The organism is Kineococcus sp. G2 (genome assembly GCF_037154035.1).
GTDB lineage: Bacteria > Actinomycetota > Actinomycetes > Actinomycetales > Kineococcaceae > Kineococcus.
On sequence record NZ_JBBBEM010000085.1, the window covers coordinates 14,616 to 33,333 of the forward strand.

Annotated in this window: 19 protein-coding genes; 12 read left to right on the forward strand and 7 right to left on the reverse strand. The window is 77.4% G+C overall.

The window, feature by feature from the left end:
* Positions 1–52: 52 nt before the first annotated feature.
* The 5 genes from V9U69_RS12685 to V9U69_RS12705 form a co-directional block, all read right to left on the reverse strand.
* Positions 53–2,008, reverse strand: a complete 1,956-nt coding sequence (locus V9U69_RS12685) for an LGFP repeat-containing protein (protein WP_337062184.1) — start codon at positions 2,006–2,008, stop codon at positions 53–55.
* The gene (locus tag V9U69_RS12690) at positions 2,005–2,472 is read right to left on the reverse strand and encodes a hypothetical protein (protein WP_337062185.1); all 468 of its coding nucleotides are present in this window, start codon (positions 2,470–2,472) and stop codon (positions 2,005–2,007) included. The genes V9U69_RS12685 and V9U69_RS12690 overlap by 4 nt, the downstream gene beginning before the upstream one ends.
* 14 nt (positions 2,473–2,486) lie before the next feature.
* Positions 2,487–3,095 (reverse strand): urease accessory protein UreH domain-containing protein, encoded by a 609-nt coding sequence (locus V9U69_RS12695; protein ID WP_337062186.1) that lies wholly within the window; start codon positions 3,093–3,095, stop codon positions 2,487–2,489.
* A 102-nt stretch (positions 3,096–3,197) separates the two neighbouring features.
* Positions 3,198–4,004 (reverse strand): hypothetical protein, encoded by an 807-nt coding sequence (locus V9U69_RS12700; RefSeq protein ID WP_337062187.1) that lies wholly within the window; start codon positions 4,002–4,004, stop codon positions 3,198–3,200.
* Positions 4,001–4,558, reverse strand: coding sequence for a MauE/DoxX family redox-associated membrane protein (locus V9U69_RS12705; RefSeq protein WP_337062188.1), 558 nt, complete (start codon positions 4,556–4,558; stop codon positions 4,001–4,003). The genes V9U69_RS12700 and V9U69_RS12705 overlap by 4 nt, the downstream gene beginning before the upstream one ends.
* A 118-nt stretch (positions 4,559–4,676) precedes the next feature.
* Between V9U69_RS12705 and V9U69_RS12710 the strand changes: the two genes are divergently transcribed.
* Together V9U69_RS12710 and V9U69_RS12715 are read left to right on the forward strand one after the other, a co-directional pair.
* Complete coding sequence (locus V9U69_RS12710; RefSeq protein WP_337062189.1) at positions 4,677–5,537, forward strand: alpha/beta hydrolase fold domain-containing protein; 861 nt, start codon at positions 4,677–4,679, stop codon at positions 5,535–5,537.
* A gap of 183 nt (positions 5,538–5,720) precedes the next feature.
* Entirely contained in the window at positions 5,721–6,068 is a 348-nt protein-coding gene (locus V9U69_RS12715) for a hypothetical protein (RefSeq protein ID WP_337062190.1), read from the forward strand.
* Positions 6,069–6,089: 21 nt separating this feature from the next.
* Here the strand turns inward: V9U69_RS12715 and V9U69_RS12720 are convergent, their stop codons facing one another.
* Positions 6,090–7,073 (reverse strand): aldo/keto reductase, encoded by a 984-nt coding sequence (locus V9U69_RS12720; RefSeq protein ID WP_337062191.1) that lies wholly within the window; start codon positions 7,071–7,073, stop codon positions 6,090–6,092.
* An 82-nt stretch (positions 7,074–7,155) separates the two neighbouring features.
* Positions 7,156–7,656 carry a MarR family winged helix-turn-helix transcriptional regulator gene (locus V9U69_RS12725; RefSeq protein ID WP_337062192.1) on the reverse strand — a complete coding sequence of 167 codons (501 nt, stop codon included), beginning with the start codon at positions 7,654–7,656 and terminating at the stop codon, positions 7,156–7,158.
* A 128-nt stretch (positions 7,657–7,784) separates the two neighbouring features.
* Here V9U69_RS12725 and V9U69_RS12730 point away from each other — a divergent pair, with 128 nt between their 5' ends.
* The 10 genes from V9U69_RS12730 (at position 7,785) to V9U69_RS12775 (ending at position 18,679) form a co-directional block, all read left to right on the forward strand.
* Positions 7,785–8,525 carry a YceI family protein gene (locus V9U69_RS12730; RefSeq protein WP_337062193.1) on the forward strand — a complete coding sequence of 247 codons (741 nt, stop codon included), beginning with the start codon at positions 7,785–7,787 and terminating at the stop codon, positions 8,523–8,525.
* A gap of 92 nt (positions 8,526–8,617) precedes the next feature.
* Positions 8,618–10,276, forward strand: a complete 1,659-nt coding sequence (locus V9U69_RS12735) for a GAF domain-containing SpoIIE family protein phosphatase (protein ID WP_337062194.1) — start codon at positions 8,618–8,620, stop codon at positions 10,274–10,276.
* Positions 10,277–10,313: 37 nt separating this feature from the next.
* The gene (gene def, locus V9U69_RS12740) at positions 10,314–10,883 is read left to right on the forward strand and encodes a peptide deformylase (RefSeq protein ID WP_337062195.1); all 570 of its coding nucleotides are present in this window, start codon (positions 10,314–10,316) and stop codon (positions 10,881–10,883) included.
* Positions 10,880–11,938: a tRNA (adenosine(37)-N6)-threonylcarbamoyltransferase complex transferase subunit TsaD gene (gene tsaD, locus V9U69_RS12745; protein ID WP_337062196.1), complete on the forward strand. Its 1,059-nt coding sequence runs from the start codon at positions 10,880–10,882 to the stop codon at positions 11,936–11,938. The genes def and tsaD overlap by 4 nt, the downstream gene beginning before the upstream one ends.
* 51 nt (positions 11,939–11,989) lie before the next feature.
* A complete protein-coding gene (locus V9U69_RS12750; RefSeq protein WP_337062197.1) occupies positions 11,990–12,706 on the forward strand; it encodes a TerD family protein in 717 nt (238 codons plus the stop codon).
* A 120-nt stretch (positions 12,707–12,826) separates the two neighbouring features.
* Positions 12,827–13,765 (forward strand): EamA family transporter, encoded by a 939-nt coding sequence (locus V9U69_RS12755; RefSeq protein WP_337062198.1) that lies wholly within the window; start codon positions 12,827–12,829, stop codon positions 13,763–13,765.
* A 56-nt stretch (positions 13,766–13,821) separates the two neighbouring features.
* Positions 13,822–15,771 carry an acetate--CoA ligase gene (acs, locus tag V9U69_RS12760; RefSeq protein WP_337062199.1) on the forward strand — a complete coding sequence of 650 codons (1,950 nt, stop codon included), beginning with the start codon at positions 13,822–13,824 and terminating at the stop codon, positions 15,769–15,771.
* 80 nt (positions 15,772–15,851) lie between these two features.
* Positions 15,852–16,847: an endonuclease/exonuclease/phosphatase family protein gene (locus tag V9U69_RS12765; RefSeq protein ID WP_337062200.1), complete on the forward strand. Its 996-nt coding sequence runs from the start codon at positions 15,852–15,854 to the stop codon at positions 16,845–16,847.
* Between the two features lie 384 nt (positions 16,848–17,231).
* Positions 17,232–17,738 (forward strand): phage holin family protein, encoded by a 507-nt coding sequence (locus V9U69_RS12770; protein ID WP_337062201.1) that lies wholly within the window; start codon positions 17,232–17,234, stop codon positions 17,736–17,738.
* Between the two features lie 11 nt (positions 17,739–17,749).
* Entirely contained in the window at positions 17,750–18,679 is a 930-nt protein-coding gene (locus tag V9U69_RS12775; RefSeq protein ID WP_337062202.1) for an alpha/beta fold hydrolase, read from the forward strand.
* The last annotated feature ends 39 nt before the right edge of the window (positions 18,680–18,718 follow it).

Here is an 18,718-nt window from a genome sequence, read left to right on the forward strand (position 1 = left end):
GACCGCACCGCGCGCACTGTTGACCACGGAGCGTGAGAATCCCTGGTGGGGGTCAACGCAGGGTGACCGTCACCCGCCCCGTGGAGACCCGCAGCACCGCGTACCCGCCCTCGAAGTCCTGCCGCGACCGGTCCGGCCCGTCGGCGCGCGCCCCGGACACCGGCAGCCCCAGCGGGCCCGCCTCCCAGCCCCGCGCCGCCCACGCCTCGCGCACCGCGCCCAGCACCGCGTGCGCCCCGGTGGCCGGCGAGGAGTACACCGAGCCGCCCTGGAAGTGCGTGTAGCGGGCCCGCCCGTCGGGCGTGGTCAGCTCACCGGTGAGCGGGTACCCCAGCGGCCCGGCCTCCCAGCCCAGCTCCTCCCACGCCTCGCGCAGCGGCCCGACCACGGCGTGCGCGCCGGTGGCCGGCGTCCAGTACACCGAGCCGCGCTCGAAGTGGTTGTACCGCCCGCGCCCGTCCGGCGTGGTCAGCTCGTCGGTCAGCGGGTACCCCAGCGGCCCCGCCTCCCAGCCCGAGCGCTCCCACGCCGTGCGGATGGCCCCGTGCACCTCGAACGCCCCCGTGGCCGGCGACCAGTGCACCGAGCCGCGCTCGAAGTGGTTGTACCGCCCGCGCCCGTCCGGCGTGGTCAGCTCGTCGGTCAGCGGGTACCCCAGCGGCCCCGCCTCCCAGCCCGAGCGCTCCCACGCCGTGCGGATGGCCCCGTGCACCTCGAACGCCCCCGTGGCCGGCGACCAGTGCACCGAGCCGCGCTCGCCGTGGTTGTACCGCCCTCGCCCGTCGGGCGTGGTGAGCTCGTCGGTGACGGGGAAGCCCAGCGGCCTGGCCTCCCACCCGCTGCGCGCCCACGCCTCCCGGATCGCGCCGTGCACCTCGAACGCTCCCGTGGCCGGCGACCAGTGCACCGAGCCGCGCTCGAAGTGGTTGTACCGCCCGCGCCCGTCGGGCGTGGTGAGCTCGTCGGTGACGGGGAAGCCCAGCGGCCCGGCCTCCCACCCGCTGCGCGCCCACGCCTCCCGGATCGCGCCGTGCACCTCGAACGCCCCCGTGGCCGGCGACCAGTACACCGAGCCGCGCTCGAAGTGGTTGTACCGCCCGCGCCCGTCCGGCGTGGTCAGCTCGTCGGTGACGGGGAAGCCCAGCGGCCCGGCCTCCCACCCGCTGCGCGCCCACGCCTCCCGGATCGCGCCGTGCACCTCGAACGCCCCCGTGGCCGGCGACCAGTACAGCGAACCGCCCTCGAAGTGCTGGTAGCGCCCGCCCCCGCCCGGCACGGGCGTCTCCGGCGTCAGCGGCTCGCCCAGCAGACCGCCCTGCCCGCCCAGGGACGTGTACCGGCTGCCGATCGGCGTGCAGTCCTGAAGGGCCGGCGCGCCGTGGGCGCCGGTGCGCTGGTCGGTGGCGCTCGTCGTGGAGCACTCCCACGACGGGATCCGCCACGGCGGCGTGCACGTGACCACCCGGCACCACACCGGCCCGGTGCAGCGCACGTCCTGGTTGCACTGCCCGTACCGGAACCGGTTGCAGCACACCTTGCGCTGGTCGCACTGCCCGTCCGGGCCGCACCCGCACGAGCACGACGTGCAGCCCTCGGCGCAGAACGTGCTGCGCCCGCTGCACCCGCACGAGCAGTAGCTGTGGCAGTCCACGTAGTACCGGGCGCCACCGCAGCAGAACCCCGCCCCGTCCGACTTCCACCAGCCGCCCACCAGGCTGCCCGGCGGGCACCGGTTCACCCCGCCGTTGATCGTCGCGCAGAACACCGTGTACCCCGACGAGCAGGTCGAGTCCGGCCCGCACACCGCCGCGTACGCCGTGCCCGGCCGCGTCAGGTACCCCCACGGCCCCACCGCCAGCGCCGAGCCCACCACCGCCGTGCGCGCCAGGAAGCCCCGCCGGCTGGAGCGCGCCGCCAGCGCCAGCGCCAGCCGGTCCACCAGCGCGCCCAGCCGCCCGGGCGAACCCCCGGGCCCGCCGGCCGCGTCCACCCGGTCCAGCACCGTCACGACTCCACCCCCGCCTCCACCACGAGCGAGGCCAGCACCGCGCGCAGCCGCGGCAGCAGCTCCACCCGCCGCGCGTGGCTGCCCAGCACCACGTACAGGCAGAACGCCCGCCCGGCGTGCTGGAAGAACCACTGCGCCCCCGACTGCCCCGCGATCGTGCGCTGCAGCTGCTCCGGCGCGAAGTCCGACGCCTGCGGCAGCGGCAGCCCGCGGGTGGCGAACAGCGCCGTCGAGCACGCCGCCGGGTCGTGCTCGAACAGCGACACGAACAGGTCGCCCGCCCCCAGGGAGGCGGTCACCCCGCCGCCGAAGTCGCCGCGCACCGCCGGCAGCGGCACCGTCGCCGCGTGCAGCACCGGCCGCACCCGCGCCCCCGGCGCGTGCTCCTCCCCGCTGCGGCGGGTGATCCGCACCTCCCACCCGGGCGGGGCGTCCACCCCCACCCCGTGCGCGAGCACCTGCACGTCGACCCCCTCCTTCAGCCGGTGACCAGGGCCGCGACCTGCGCCGCGGCGGCCAGCGAGACGACGGCCGACGTGGCCGCCGCCGCCGTCCGGGCGGCGGGCGCGCGGCGCTCCAGCCCCCGGTGCGCCCGCGCCAGCCGCTGCGGCGTCGTCACGCCGCGCAGCGCCAGGACGGGCAGCGCCCGCACCGCCCCGAACACCAGCCCGACCGCCGCGCCCGCGAGCGGGCCGCCGCCCAGCACGGCCAGCGCCAGGGCTGCGTACAGGAGGGGGGAGGTGACGATCGTGACGACGCCCACGCCGAGCTGCGCGCCGTACCCCACCCCGTACACCCAGCCGCGGTACCGGTGCAGCCAGTCCTCGTCGACCTGCCGCCGCCACGTCGGCAGCTGCGGCAGCCGGCCCGCCTCCACCGCCACCGCCACCGCCGCGAACACCCCCAGCAGCGCCGTCGCCGCGACCGCCGCCGCCCGGTGCTCCAGCGGCAGCAGCGCGCCCAGCAGGCCCAGCAGGGCGCCCAGCGCCAGACCGCCCGCGGCGGAGCCGGTGAGGTAGGCCGCCACCGTCACCGGCCAGCGGCTCGCGCGTCCCCGCTCGCCCAGCGGGGTGATGCTCGAGAGCATCGACTCGCCTCAAGGCGACCACGTGGAGCGCAGCGCGGCCACGGCCGCGGTCGGCAGCCCCAGCAGCAGCGCCCACGCCGTCGGCTCCACGCCTGCCGCCCCTCAGCCCCGCGACCGCGGGGGCTCGGCGAGCTCCTCGGCGGTCAGGTCCAGGCTGGGGTGGCCGGGCGTGATGCCCGCGGCCAGCAGTTCGCGGTCGGCGCGGGCCTCGCGGTGCGCGCCGTCGCCGCTGTCCTCGCCGGCGTGGGCGTGTCCGCGGGCGTGGGCGCCGCGGCCGGCCAGCTCCCGGTCGCCGGCGGCCTCCGTCACCAGCCGCTGCACCTGCTCCCACGCCGTCGCGCTGCCCTCGCCGGACACCCGGCCCGTGGCGCCGTCGACGAGCACGAAGTACGGCGAGCCGGGCACCTCGTAGCCCTCCCACGCCTGCGTGGACATCACCACGTCCACCCCGTCGGCGGCCAGCGCGCGCACCGCGGTGGCGCTCTCCCGCTCCGCGCCCTGCGTGACCACCACGAGCCGGGTGCCCGCCGGTAGCCCCGCCCCCACCGGGTCGCGCAGGCGCTCCCAGAAGCCCCGGCAGGTCAGGCAGCCGCTGGACAGGAACGCCAGCAGGGTGTCGGGGCCCGCGCCCACCGCCACCTGCACGCCGTCCCCGTCCGGCGTCGCGCCGCTGACGGGCGCCGCCGCGGCGCCGGTGACGCCCGCCGGGCCCACCACGCCCGGCCCCACCCCGAACGGCACGTCCACCGGACCGGCCGCCCGCGGCGCGGTGTCCTCCCGGCCCGCGCCCAGCGCGTGCAGGGAGCGCAGGATCTCCGCGTGGCTGCGCAGCAGCCCCGCCACCAGCAGCCCCAGCAGGGCCACGGCCACGGCGAGCGCGACGACGACGGCGGTCAGGACGGTGCTCACGAGGCGCTCCTGGTGACGGCGGGGGCGGGGGCGGTGGCGGGACGCTGCGCGGCCGCCAGGCGGGGGAGCGCGGTCAGGGACAGCAGCGCCAGCCACGCCACGAGCGCGACCAGGCCCGCCGCCGCGAGCGCCGCCGGTGCCCCGGCGCCGGCCGCGCCCGCCAGGCCCGTGGGGCCGCCGCCGAGGGCGGTGGCGGCGCTCGCGGCCGCCAGCGCCGCGGTCACGGCCACGTGGGTGCGGGTGGGCGGCAGGTCGGGTTCGCCGAAGCAGCCGCACGAGCTGAGCGGCGCGCCGCGCACGAGGGCCAGCACGACGAAGCCGGTGAAGGCCGCGTAGGCGGCGGCCACCGCCCACGCCGTGCCCGCAGCGCCCGCGAGCGCGGCCGCGGCCAGCGCGACCTCGCCGGCGCCGAGCAGCCGCACCAGGGCGCGGGAGGACGGCAGGTGCTGGGCCCGCAGGGCGCGCGAGGTGCCGTCCGGGCGGCGCAGCTTCGCGACGCCCGCGACCAGCAGCAGGACGGTGCCCGCCAGGTGCGGCACCAGCCACGTGTCCACGGGCTCACGTTGGGTGATGGCTGTGGGGCGGGTCAAGCGGTTCGCCGAACCCGGCCGGAACGGCTCCGCCGCGCCCGGCTACGGTCCGGTCACCGCCCGTCGACGTGTGGAGGGAACCGTGCAGGACACCGCGCAGGAGTTCGAGGACAGCGCACCGGGGTCGGTGACCGACCGCGCCGCGCCCGGTCCGCACGGGCCGGTCGACGTGCGCGTGTACGCACCCGAGGGCGCCCCCGTCTCGGCGCTGGTGTGGGCGCACGGCGGCGGGTTCGTGCACGGCGACCTCGACATGCCCGAGTCGCACGCCGTCGCCGGCGCCCTGCAGCGCGCCGGGCACCTCGTCGTCGCCGTCGGGTACCGCCTGGCCGCCGACGGCACCCGGTGGCCGGTGCCCTCCGACGACGTCCTGGCCGCGTGGCGCTGGGGCCGCGACCTGGCCGCCGCCGCCGGCGTGAGCGCCGCGCGCACCTTCCTCGGCGGCGCCAGCGCCGGCGGCAACCTCGTCGCCGGCGCGGTGCTGCGGCTGCTGGAGGCGGGTGAGCAGGTGCCCGCCGGGGTGGTGCTGGCGTACCCGACGCTGCACGCGGTGCCGCCGGCCGCCTCGCCCGCGGCCGTGCGGGCGCTGGCCACCCTGCCGCCGGGGGAGGAGCGCTGGGAGGCGCCCGCGGTGCGGGCCATGTACGAGGGCTACGTCGGTGGCGCCCTCGACGGCGCGCCCGCCGCGGTGACACCGGGCACCGCGCCGCTGGAGGGCTTCCCGCCCGCGCTCGTCCTCGTCAGCGAGGCGGACGGGCTGCGCGGGTCGGCGGAGGAGTTCACCGCCCGCCTGGTCGCGGCCGGGGTGCCGGTGACGTGCGTGCTGGAGCGCGGCACCCGCCACGGCCACCTCAACCGCGACGAGCAGGGCGCCCGCGCCAGCCTGCGCCGCGTCGACACCTGGCTGCGCGCCGCCCCCGCCCTGGCCGGCCCGGCCGTCTGACGCCCCCACCCCGTCATGCCCCCTGTCCCCGCCTCCCTCCCCGACCTCCCCGGTGATCAAGGAAGTTGCCACTTCCTTGATCACCGCGGGGTGAGGGGGTGGGGTGGGGGAGAGGGGGGCCGGAGGGGTGAGACGGGTGCCCAGCGGGTGCGATCAGCGGGCCGGCGGTGCTACCCAGGGGAGGTGAGACCCCGACGCCACCCGGTCCCGGTGGGCCGCCGCGCCTTCCTCGTGCGCGCGCTGCTGCGTGGGCTGTGGCTCGGCGGCGGCCTGACCGCCACGGTCGTCGCCGCCCTGGTGTGGGGCGCCGCGCTGGACGCCGCCGCGGCCGGGCGCGGGGCGGGGCTCGTGCTCGCCCTGCTGCCGCTGCTGGCGGCGACGCCCCTGGGGGCGCTGCTCGGCGCCGCGCTCGCCGCGGCGGGTGCCGTCACCGTGCTGACCCTGGCCCGCGGCCGGGTCCCGCGGCACCCCTCCCGGGTGCTGCTCGCCGCCGCCCTGGCGCGCGGAGAGCAGCACCGCCCCGCGTCCTGAGGGGGTTTCAGCCCGGGTGGGTCACCAGCGGCCGTGCACGTGCTCGCGCACCAGGTCGTCGTACACCTCGCGCACCGCGTCCTGCTGCTCGTCCGTCGGCGCCGGCAGGTCCGCGGCGGCGGCGTTGCGGCGGGCCTGCTCCTCGTTGCGCGCGCCGGGGATGACGACGCTCACCCCGGGCTGCTCGACGATCCAGCGCAGCGTCGCACCGGCCAGCGGCGCGTCGCCGAACACGTCCGCCAGGCGCCGCGCGGCCTGCACGCCCACCTCGAACGGCACCCCGGCGAACGTCTCGCCCACGTCGAACGCGGAACCGTCGCGGTTGTAGTTGCGGTGGTCGTCCGCGGAGAACGTGGTGGTCTCGTCGTACTTGCCCGACAGCAGCCCTGACGCCAGCGGCACTCGCACCACCACGCCGACGCCGGCCTCCGCAGCGGCCGGCAGGAACTCGGTGACCGGCTTGAGCCGCAACGGGTTCAGGATGATCTGCACGCTCGCCACGTTCGGGCGGGCCACCGCGGCCAGGCCCTCGGCGACGGTCTCCACCGAAACCCCGTAGGCGGCGGTGCGGCCCTCGGCAACCAGCGTGTCCAGGGCGTCGAACACCGCGTCGGTGGCGTACACGTCCGACGGCGGGCAGTGCAGCTGCACCAGGTCCAGCGTCTCGACGCCCAGGTTCTCGCGGCTGCGGTCGTTCCAGGCGCGGAAGTTCTCCAGGGTGTACGCGCCCGCGACGTGCGGGTCGGCCCGGCGGCCCATCTTCGTGGCCACGGTGATCCCGCTCGCGCCGCTCTCGCGCAGGAACCGCCCCACCAGGCGCTCGCTGCGGCCGTCGCCGTACACGTCGGCGGTGTCCAGGAACGTCACCCCCGCGTCGACGGCCGCCGCCAGCGTGGCCAGCGCGTCGTCCTCGCCGACCGACCCCCAGTCACCGCCGAGCTGCCAGCAGCCCAGCCCCACGACACCGACCTGCCGGCCGGTCCTGCCCAGCGTCCTCGTCTGCACCCGCCGAACCCTACGCACGCCCCGGCCGGGGCGCAGGGCGGCGCCCACCCCGCGGGTCAGCCCGCCGGGTCAGCCCGCCGGGTCAGCCCGCCGAGGCCGTGAACCGCGAGTGCGGGTCCAGCCGGGTGAGCAGCCGCCCGCCCAGCTCCTCCAGCGCCGCGACGTCCTCGTCCCGCAGCACGTCGAGGACCAGGTGCCGCACCGCCTCCACGTGACCGGGCGCCGCGTCGGCGATCTTGTCGCGGCCCTCGGCGGTGAGGACGGCGAACTGCCCGCGGCCGTCGGCGGGGTCGGCCTCGCGGCGCACCCAGCCGCGCTCCTCCAGCTTGCGCACCACGTGCGAGACGCGGGGGGCGGAGGAGTTCGTGCGGGCGGCGACCTCGCTCATCCGCAACCGCCCCGACGCCGACTCCGAGAGCATCGCCAGGACCATGTACCCGGTGAGGGTGAGCTCGGCGTCGCGCTGCAGCTGCGAGTCCAGCGCCGCGGGCAGCAGGGTGATGACCGCCGCCAGCTTCAGCCACGCGCGCTGCTCGTCCGCGTCCAGCCAGCGCGGCGGCGCCGGTGCTCCCTGCTCGTCCACCGCGCCATCGTAGGAGCGGTCGCCCTGCGACACGTCCCGCCGGTGAACCGCCGCCGGGCGCGCGCCGTTGTCACCGGCACGAGCACCGGCACGAGCCGGTGGACAGCCGCCGACGGACGGGGAGCGCCGTGACGACCACCTCCAGCACCACCGGCACCGGTCACCCGCCCGCCCGGCGGCGCCGCCGGTGGCCGTGGGTCCTGCTCGCCGCCGCGGTCGTCCTCGGCCTGCTCGCCGTGCTCGTCGGCCCCCGCGTCTACGCCCGGCTGCAGGAGGGCGAGGCCGCGGCGCCGCTGACCACCCCCGGCGCCGCGAGCGCCGCCACCACCCCCACCGCGGCCGCCACCGACCCCGCCCTGGAGGGCACCTGGGCCGTGACCGGCGGCACCGCCGGCTACCGCGTCGACGAGGTCCTCAACGGCCAGGACGTCACCGTCACCGGCCGCACCGACCGGGTCGGCGGCGAGCTCACCGTCCAGGACGGGCGGCTGACCGCCGGCACCGTCACCGTCGACCTCGCCGGCGTCGCCACCGACTCCGGCAACCGCGACGCCCAGTTCCGCCGCCTGCTGGGCGTGGACGCGAACCCCACCGCGTCGTTCACCCTCACCGCACCGGTGCCCCTGGGCGGCCTCGACGTCGGCTCCGCGCTCGCCGTCACCCTGCCCGGCACCCTGTCGATCGCCGGGCGGGAGCAGGCCGTCGAGGTCCCCGCCACCGTCGAGCGCACCGCCGCCGGGGAGGTCACCGTCACCGGCGCCGCACCCGTCACCTGGGCCGACTTCGGCGTGCAGGCCCCCGACCTGGGGTTCGTCTCCGTCGAGGACACCGGCACGGTCGAGTTCGCCGTCACCGCCACCCCCGCCTGACACCCCGCCTGACACCCCGCCCGACACCCCGCCCGCTGCGCGGTTCCGCGGAAGGACTGCGCCGCCTGCGCCCGCGGGCCTAGGTTCTGGCTGTGGAACCGGCGGTGGGCGGGGAAGCGCCCCTGCTGCGGGCGCTGCAGGAGGTGTCCGACGGGATCGTCGTGCTCGACGCCGAGCACTGGCGCGTCGTGCACGCCGACGCCGCCGGGGCCGCCGCGCACGGCCTGCGCCCCGCGGACGTGCTGGGGCGGCCGCTCACCGAGGTGCTCCCCGCGGCGGCCGGCTCGGAGTTCCTGCGGCTGCTGGAGCGCGCCCGCGCCGGGGACGGGCGGGTGGAGTGGACCGGCCCCGCGCCCGGCACCGGCCTGCCCGTGCAGGTGCGCGCCCGCCGGCTCGACGGGCACGTGCTGTGCGCCTACCGCGACGTCAGCCGCGAGCAGGCCCTGCAGCGCGAGCGCGACCAGCTGACCCGCTCCCTGCACGAGACCGTCGAGCGCACCTCCCGCCTGCTCGCCCTGTCCGAGGCGCTCACCGCCACCACCACCGTCACCGACGTCGCCCGCGTCGTCGTGGACACCGCCCGCTCCGTGTTCGGCGCCGCCCACGCGGCCCTGTCGGTCGTCGATGCCGAGCGCGGCGTGCTGCGCACCCCGTTCCTGGAGGAGCTGGTGCACGGTGGCGTGCAGCAGTGGGAGGACCTTCCGCTGGACGGGCCCGGCCCCGGCACCGCCGCCCTGCGCGAGCAGCGGCCCCGCTTCGAGGACGGCGACGCGCTGCGCGAGGGCTACCCGGAGCTGGCCGCGCGCTGGGAGGCCGCCGACGTCAGCTACCTGGCCACCGTGCCGCTGGTGGCCGCCGGCCACGGCGTCGGGCTGGTCACCCTCGTCTGGTCCGGCGGGCACCGGCTGCGACCCGAGCACCGCACCCTGCTGGAGGCGTCCGCCTCCTACGCCACCCAGGCCCTGCAGCGGGCGCTGCTGCTCGCCGAGCGCACCGAGGTGGCCCGCACCCTGCAGCGCGCCATGCTCACCGCCGAGCTGCCCCAGCCCGACGACCTGCACCTCGCCGCCCGCTACCTGCCCGCCCGCGCCGGCGCCCAGGTCGGCGGCGACTGGTACGACGCGCTCCTGCTGCCCGGTGGGGCCACCCTGCTCGTCATCGGCGACGTCGCCGGCCACGACGTCGTCGCCGCCGCCGCGATGGGGCAGCTGCGCATCGCGCTGCGCGCCCTGGCCGTGGACCGCGACGAGACCCCCGCCCGGCTGCTGGAACGGCTCGAGGCCGTCGTCGCCTCCCTGGGCGGCGACCCCATCCTCGCCAGCTGCCTCGTCGGCCGCGTCGAGCAGACCGCCGCCGACCGCGCCGCCGGCCGCCGCGTCCTGCGCTGGGCGTGGGCCGGGCACCCGCCGCCGCTGCTGGTGCACGCCGACGGGCGGGTGGACGTGCTGCGCGCCGAGGCCGACGTGCTCCTGGGGGTGCCCGGCGCCGGTGAGAGCCTCGGCCGGCGCAGCGACCACCGTGCCGAGATGCCCACCGGCAGCACCCTGCTGCTGTACACCGACGGGCTCGTCGAGCGCCGCGACGCCGACCTCGACACCGGCGTGGAGCGGCTGCGCACCGCGGCCGCCGCGCTCGCCGAGGCCCCCGGCGGGGCCCTGGGCGAGGCCCTCGACCGGCTGCTGGCCGAGGCCGCGCCCACCGGCGGCGACGACGTCGCCGTCCTCGCCGTCCGCTTCGGCGCGCAGGGCTGAGCGCGGGCACCGCCGTCGCCGCCTACGATCGACGCTCGTGAGCGAGCAGGAGCAGCACGAGCCGGTCGTGTTCGAGGGGCGCACCGGGCTCGCCCGGCCCATCACCACCTACGGCACGCCCGTCCTGCACCGCCGCTGCGCGGAGGTCACCGCCTTCGACGACGACCTCGCCCAGCTCGTCGCCGACATGTTCGCCTCCATGGCCGCCGCCGACGGCGTGGGCCTGGCCGCCAACCAGATCGGCGTGGACGCGCGCGTGTTCGTCGTCGACTGCCCCGACGAGGACGGCGAGCACGTCGTCGCCCACGTCGTGAACCCCGTCCTGCACCTGCCCACCGGCCGCAAGCGCCGCCTCGACGTCGACGACGAGGGGTGCCTGTCGGTGCCCGGGCAGTACGCCGAGCTGGGCCGCCCGGACCGCTCCGAGGTCACCGGCGTCGACGTGCACGGCGAGCCGGTGCGCATCGTGGGCACCGGGCTGCTGGCCCGCTGCCTGCAGCACGAGAGCGACCACCTCGACGGCGTCGTCTACGTCGACCGCCTGCCCGCCGGCGAGCGCGAGGAGATCCTCACCGCCGCCGGGCTGCCCGTGCAGGCGCAGCGGTGAGCCGCACCAGCCCCGTCGTCCTGGGCATCGAGTCCAGCTGCGACGAGACCGGCGCCGGCCTGGTCAGCGACGGCGTCCTGCTCGGCGACGCCCTCGCCTCCAGCATGGACGCCCACGCCCGCTACGGCGGCGTCGTGCCCGAGGTCGCCGCCCGCGCCCACCTGGAGGCGATGGTCCCGGTCGTGCGGCAGGCGCTGGAGGCCGCCTCGCTGGACCTCGCGGACGTGGACGCCGTCGCCGTCACCGCGGGCCCCGGCCTGTCCACGGCCGTGCAGGTGGGGCTGGCCTCCGCGAAGGCGCTCGCGTTCGCCATCGGCAAGCCCCTGTACGGGGTGCACCACCTCGCCGGGCACGCCGCCGTCGACGTCCTGGAGCACGGGCCGCTGCCGCGGAAGTGCGTCGCGCTCGTCGTCTCCGGCGGGCACACCTCCCTGCTGCTGCTCGGCGACCTGGGCCGCGACCCGGTCGTCCACCTGGGCGACACCACCGACGACGCGGCGGGGGAGGCGTTCGACAAGGTCGCCCGCGTCCTGGGCCTCGGCTACCCGGGCGGGCCCGCGATCGACCGCGCCGCCCGCGACGGCGACCCGCGCGCCATCGCCTTCCCGCGCGCGCTGTCCCGCCCGCAGGACCCCGCCTACGGGTTCTCCTTCTCCGGGCTGAAGACCGCGGTGGCGCGCTGGGTGGAGGCCCGCACCGACGCCGGCGGCGAGGTGCCGGTGGCGGACGTGGCCGCCTCCTTCCAGGAGGCCGTCGCCGACGTCCTGACCCGCAAGGCGGTGGCGGCCTGCCGCGAGCACGGCGTGGACGCGCTGCTGCTCGTCGGCGGGGTCGCCGCGAACACGCGGGTGCGCTCCCTGGCCGAGGAGCGGTGCGCGGCCGCGGGGATCCAGCTGCGGGTGCCGCCGGTGCGGCTGTGCACCGACAACGGCGCCATGATCGCCGCCGTGGGGGACCTGCTCGTGCGGGCCGGTGCGCCCGACTCGCCGCTGTCGCTGGCCGCGGACCCGTCGGCGCCGCTGACGGGCGCGCTGCTCGCCGGGCCCTGGCGCTGAGGAACCGCTGAGCGCGGGGCACTCCGCGCGGGCGCAGGTCGTTGACGGGCCGTGGCCATCGACTACAGCAAGAAGCGCGGCGAGCCGGCCCCCACCCCCTCCGGCGGGTCCGGTGGGTCCGGCGGCGGGGTCTCCCTCAGCAAGGTGACGCTGACGAAGGCGGCGCCGAAGGTGTCGCTGACGAAGTCCGGCGGCGCCGGCGGCACCCTGAAGGTCCACCTGGCCTGGAACGCCCGCCCCGCGCAGGCGTCCTCCGGCGGGGGCGGGTTCCTGTCCAAGCTCAAGCAGGCCGCCTCCGGCGCCTCCGGCGGCATCGACCTCGACCTCGGCGCCCTGTACGAGTTCAGCGACGGCTCCAAGGGCGTCGTGCAGGCCCTGGGCAACGCCTTCCGGGACCGCGGCGCCGGTGAGCCGCTGGTGTGGCTGGACGGCGACGACCGCCGCGGCGGCGGCGGCGAGAACCTCTACGTGGACCTGCGCGACCCGGCCCGCCTGAAGCGGGTGCTGGTGTTCGCGTTCATCTACGAGGGCGTGCCGAACTGGGCCGCCGCCGACGGCGTCGTGACCCTCCAGCCGGTCGGCGGCCCCGAGATCGAGGTCCGCCTCGACGAGCACGACGACCGCTCGCCGATGTGCGCGATCGCGCAGATCGTCTCCGACGGGCGGGAGGTGTCCGTGCAGCGCGAGGTGCGCTACGTGCAGGGCGGCCAGCAGGCCCTGGACGAGGCCTACGGCTGGGGCATGCGCTGGCAGACCGGCCGCAAGTGACCGCCTGACCGCCCCACCCCCCGCGGTGATCAAGGAAGTTGCCACTTCCTTGATCACCGCGGGGGAGGGGCGGGGTGGGGAGGCGGGGCCCGGCGGGGCGGGGGCTTAGCGTGGGCGACCGTGACGACCGCGGCCCCCGCCGACCCCCGCACCTCCCCGGCCGGCGCGGTCGGGATGGTCCTCGGCGCCGCCGTCAGCGTGCAGGTCGGCGCCACCGCCGCCAGCGCCCTGTTCCCCGCCGTGGGCGCCGTCGGGGCCGCCGCCCTGCGGCTGCTGCTGGCGGCCGTCGTCATGGCCGTGGCCGTCCGGCCCCGCGTGCACCGCTGGAACCGCCGGCAGCTCGGCCTGGCCGCCGCCTTCGGCGCCGTGCTCGCCGCCATGAACACCTCCTTCTACGCCGCCCTCACGCACATCCCCCTCGGCGTCGCCGTCACCTGCGAGTTCCTCGGCCCGCTCGTGCTGTCCGCGGTGCTCACCCGCCGCCGCCGCGACCTCGTGTGGGTGGTGCTGGCGCTGGCCGGGGTGGCCGCCCTCGGCCTCGGCGGTGACGGTGAGGGTGGGCGGCTGGAACCGGCCGGGGTGCTGCTGGCGCTGCTGGCCGGCGCGTTCTGGGCCGGGTACGTCCTGCTCAGCGCCCGCGTCGGCGCCGCCGTGCCCGGGCAGGGCGGCCTGGCCGCCGCCAGCGTCGTCGCCGGCGCCCTCGTGCTGCCCCTGGGGATCGGTGCCGCCGGAGCGGACCTGCTGCAGCCGCACGTCCTGGCCCTCGGCCTGGCCGCCGCCCTCATGTCGTCCGTGCTGCCGTACTCGCTGGAGCTGGTGGCGCTGCGCCGCCTGCCGGAGCGCACCTTCGGGGTGCTGCTCAGCCTGGAACCGGCGATCGCCGCGCTCGTCGGGTGGCTGCTGCTGTCGCAGGGGCTGCCCGCCACGTCCGTGGCCGCCATCGCCGTCGTCGTGGTCGCCAGCGCGGGCGCCACCGCCACCGCCCGCCGCGAACCCGCCCCCGGCGGGGCGCTGGCCGATCCCGGTGTCGCCACGCACGTGCAGCACCGGGACGGATAGCCTCGCACCGCGGCCGTGCCCCGCGGTCCGCACAGCGTTTGTCGAGGAGGACGACGATGACCACGACCGAGGGCACGCCGCCGGTGCAGACGGTCGCCCCCGACCCCGGGTTCGCCGCCGCAGCCGTCGCGAAGGCCGACCTCTACGAGCGGGCCGCCGCCGACCGCCTGGGCTTCTGGGCCGAGCAGGCCCGCGAGCACGTCACCTGGGACACCGACTTCACCGACGTCCTCGACTGGTCGAACCCCCCGTTCGCGAAGTGGTTCGTCGGCGGGACGCTCAACGTCGCCGTGAACTGCGTGGACCGGCACGTGAGCGCCGGGAACGGCGACCGCGTCGCCATCCACTTCGAGGGCGAGCCCGGCGACACCGAGGCCGTCACCTACGCCCAGCTGCAGGAGCGGGTCTGCCGCGCCGCCAACGTCCTGGCCGCGCTCGGCGTCGGCCCCGGCGACCGCGTCGCGATCTACCTGCCGATGCTCGTGGAGTCCGTCGTCGCGATGCTCGCCTGCGCGCGCCTGGGTGCCGCCCACTCGGTGGTGTTCGGCGGTTTCTCCGCCGACGCGCTGCACTCGCGCATCGTGGACGCCGAGGCGAAGGTCGTCATCACCTGCGACGGCAGCTACCGCCGCGGCAAGCCCACCACCCTCAAGCCCGCCGTGGACGCGGCGCTCGCCAAGGGCGCCCCCAGCGTCACGAACGTCCTCGTCGTCAAGCGCAACGGCGAGGACGTGGAGTGGACCGAGGGCCGCGACGTGTGGTGGCACGAGGCCCTGGCCGCCGCGAGCCCGCAGCACGAGGCGCAGGCCTTCGACGCCGAGCAGCCGCTGTTCATCCTCTACACCTCGGGGACCACGGGGAAGCCCAAGGGCATCCTGCACACCTCCGGCGGCTACCTCGTCCAGACGGCGTCCACGTTCCGCAACGTCTTCGACATCCGCCCCGAGCGGGACGTGTACTGGTGCACCGCCGACGTCGGCTGGGTCACCGGGCACAGCTACGTCGTCTACGGCCCGCTCGCCAACGGCGCCACCCAGGTCGTCTACGAGGGCACCCCGGACACCCCCGACAAGGACCGCTGGTGGTCCATCGTCGAGAAGCACCGCGTCACCGTGCTCTACACCGCGCCCACCGCGATCCGCACCTGCATGAAGTGGGGCGAGGAGTACCCCGCCCGCCACGACCTCTCCAGCCTGCGGGTGCTGGGCAGCGTGGGGGAGAACATCAACCCCGAGGCGTGGAACTGGTACCGCCGCGTCATCGGCTCGGACCGCACGCCGATCGCGGACACGTGGTGGCAGACCGAGACCGGCGCCCACATGATCGCCCCGCTGCCGGGCGTGACGACCCTCAAGCCCGGTTCCGCGCAGGTCCCGTTCCCCGGGATCGTCGCCGAGGTCGTCGACGACGCCGGGGAACCCGTCGGGCACGGCCAGGCCGGCTACCTGGTGCTCACCGAGCCGTGGCCGGCGATGCTGCGCGGCATCTGGGGCGACGAGCAGCGCTTCAAGGACACCTACTGGGCGCGCTTCCCGGGCCGCTACTTCGCCGGGGACGGCGCCAAGCGCGACGACGACGGCGACATCTGGCTGCTCGGCCGCGTCGACGACGTCATGAACGTCTCCGGGCACCGGCTGTCCACCGCCGAGATCGAGTCCGCGCTCGTCTCGCACCCGGACGTCGCCGAGGCCGCCGTCGTCGGCGCCACCGACGAGACCACCGGCCAGGCCGTCGTCGCGTTCGTGATCCTGCGCGGCGGCCACGAGCAGGGCCCCGACACGGTCAAGCAGCTGCGCGACCACGTCGGCAAGGAGATCGGCCCCATCGCCAAGCCGAGGTCGATCATGGTGGTGGCGGAGCTGCCGAAGACCCGCTCCGGCAAGATCATGCGCCGCCTGCTGCGCGACGTCGCCGAGAACCGCCCCACCGGCGACGTCACCACCCTCACCGACTCCACGGTGATGGACTCCATCCGCACCGGCATGGGCGCCTCCTCCGCCGAGTAGCGGGGGCCGTCACGGCATCTCCACCGCACCCGCCCCGGGCCACGGCCCGGGGCGGGTGCGCGTGCGGCACCCTCGGACGCGTGCACCGCTCCCGCTCCGCCCACCGCTCCCGGGCGACCACCGTCGCCGTGACCGTCGCCGTCACCGCCGGTGCCGTCGTCGTCGCCGCCCCCGAGCGGTTCGGGCTGGCGGACGCGCGCCCGTTCGTGTGGGCGGTGCCGTTCCGGGTGCCGCTGGGTCTGGGGCTGGCGGGTGTCGCCGGCGTCCTCGGGCTGGCCGGGCTGCGGTGGCGCCGTGCGCTGCCGGCGGCCGCCGCGGTCGCGGTGGTCGCCGCGGCCTCCCTGACCGTCACGGCCCACCGCGGGCTGTCCGCCGGTGAGCTGCCGCCCGCCCGCGACGGCGACGTCACCGTCCTGGCCTCCAACGTGCTGCACGCGCGCGCCGACCGGGGCGCGGTCGCCGGGCTCGTCGTGGACACCGGCGCGCAGGTGGTCTCCCTGCCGGAGGCGACCGAGGCGTACGCGCGGGACGTCGCGGCGCGGGTGCAGGCCGCCTCCGGGCGCAGCCTGCAGGTCTTCTTCACCGGCGACCGCGGCGGGCGCTCCCGGGAGGGCACCGCGCTGCTGGTGGACGCCGCGCTGGGCGAGTACCGGCAGACCGACGACTTCGCCGGCTCGCCCACCGCCGTCACCACGGCCGTGCCGGTGGACGGCGACGGCCCGCCGCTCGCGGCCGTGCACACCACCGCACCCGTGCCCGGGCAGCTGGAGCAGTGGTCCCGGGAGGTGCCCGCCGCGGCCGCGTGGTGCGCCGCGAACCCCGGGGCGCTGGCCGCGGGTGACTTCAACGCCACCGCCGACCACCCGGGCCTGCCCGGCGGGTGCGTGGACGCCGGGGCGGCCACCGGCACCGGCGCGCGCGGCACCTGGCCGGTGGACGTGCCGGCCGTGCTGGGCGCCAGGATCGACCACGCCCTCGCGGACGGCTCCGCGTGGGAGGCCGTCGGCACGAGCGTGCGCGAGGTCCCCGGCACCGACCACCGCGCCGTGGTGGCCCGCTGGCGCCCCGCCTCCTGACCCCGCTCCCCCCTGATCCCCCGCCGACCCCCGCGGTGATCAAGGAAGTGGCAACTTCCTTGATCACCGCGGGGGAGAAGGGGAGGGGGGTCACGGCGGGTGCGGGTGCACCCGGGTTCCCGTGACGGCGGTGCGCCGCCCGGCGGACACCGGGCGCACAGGAACGGGATCTTGTCCGGAAAGCCCCCCGGAAGGGGGGTCCTCCCCCTAGGGTCGGGCTTCGGCCGGTGATCGTCCCCCTGTGCGGAACCGGCCTCGGCGTCGCCGCCGGTCCCCCCGCCGGCGGCGACGCGACCCCGCCCCGCACCCGCGCGCCCTCCCCGGCCGCCCCGTAGGGTTCTCCCGGCACACCGGCACCGCGCGCGGTGGCTGTGAGGAGGACCCATGACAACCCTGGACGGCCGCGGCTCCACGGCGGCCTCGGCGAAGGCCGCGACGAGCACGGTGCCCGAGCGCACCGTCGGCCAGCTGGTGGCCGACGCCACCAAGGACGTGTCCGAGCTCGTGCGCTACGAGGTGGCGCTCGCCAAGGCGGAGATCACCGCCGACGTGAAGAACGGCGCCCTGGGCGGTGCGCTGTTCGCGGTGGCCGGCGTCCTCGGCTTCGTCGCGTTCGTCTTCCTCGGCGTCACCGTCGCCTACGCCCTCGTCGAGGGCGCCGGCTGGCCGGTGTGGCTGGCGTTCCTGGTGGTGGCCGCCGCGATGCTCCTCGTCGCCGGTGCCCTGGCCGCCGTCGGCTTCGGCCGCGTGAAGAAGGTCGGCCCGCCGCAGCGCACCATCCGCTCCACCAAGGAGACCGTCGCCGCCGTCAAGGCGTCGGCGTCCGGCAAGCCCGTCGCCAAGACGATCCCCGGCTCCACCGCCGCCGGGCGCACCAGCATCGGGCACTGACGCGGCCTGCCGTGGCCGCGCCCGCCACCGACGTCTCGGCGGTCCTCGTCGAGGGGCCGTGGCGGCACCGCCTCGTCGCGGCCCACGGCGCCCGCTTCCACGTCGCCGAGCTCGGCGACGGGCCCCTCGTGCTGCTCCTGCACGACTTCCCGCAGTTCTGGTGGGCCTGGCGCGCCCAGCTCGTCGCGCTCGCCGCTGCCGGGTACCGCGCCGTCGCCATGGACCTGCGCGGCTACGGCGCCAGCGACAAGCCGCCGCGCGGCTACGACACCGTGACGTCCGCGGCCGACGTCGCGGCCCTGGTGCGGGCCCTCGGCGAGCACGACGCCTTCGTCGTCGGCCACGGCGTCTCGGGCCGCACCGCGTGGGCGCTGCCGTCTCTGCACCCGCAGCAGGTGCGGGGCATCGCGGTCGTCGGCGCCGCCCACCCGCTGCTGTCGCGGCACGTGCTGCGCGAGCGGCTGCGCGGTGACGGGGCGGTCCCGGCGGGCGCCCGCACGACGGCCGTGGCGCTGGCCCGCCAGCTCCCGGTCCTGCCCGAGCACCGCCTCGTCCACGGCGACGGCGTGGAGCGGGTGCTGCGGGCCGCCTCGGCGCCGGGCTGGCCGCGGCAGGAGGACGTCGAGCGCTACACCGAGGCGATCCGGGTGCCGTTCGTGGCGCACTCGGCGCTGGAGTACCACCGCTGGATCGCCCGCTCGGCGGTGCGCGCCGACGGCCGGCGGCTGGCGGCGGCGCTGCGCGGCGGCGTGGACGTGCCGGTGCTGCAGCTGCGCGGGGAGCTGGACCCCACGGTGGGGGAGGGTGCCCTGACCGCCGCCGCGCGGTACGCGCACGGCCCGCACCGCGTCGTGCAGGTCCCGGGTGCCGGGCACTACGCGCCCGAGGAGGCGCCCGACCGCGTCACCGCCGCCCTCACCGGCTGGCTCGACCGCCCCTGACCCCGCTCCCCTCCAGGGCGGAAACCATCGTTTCCGCCC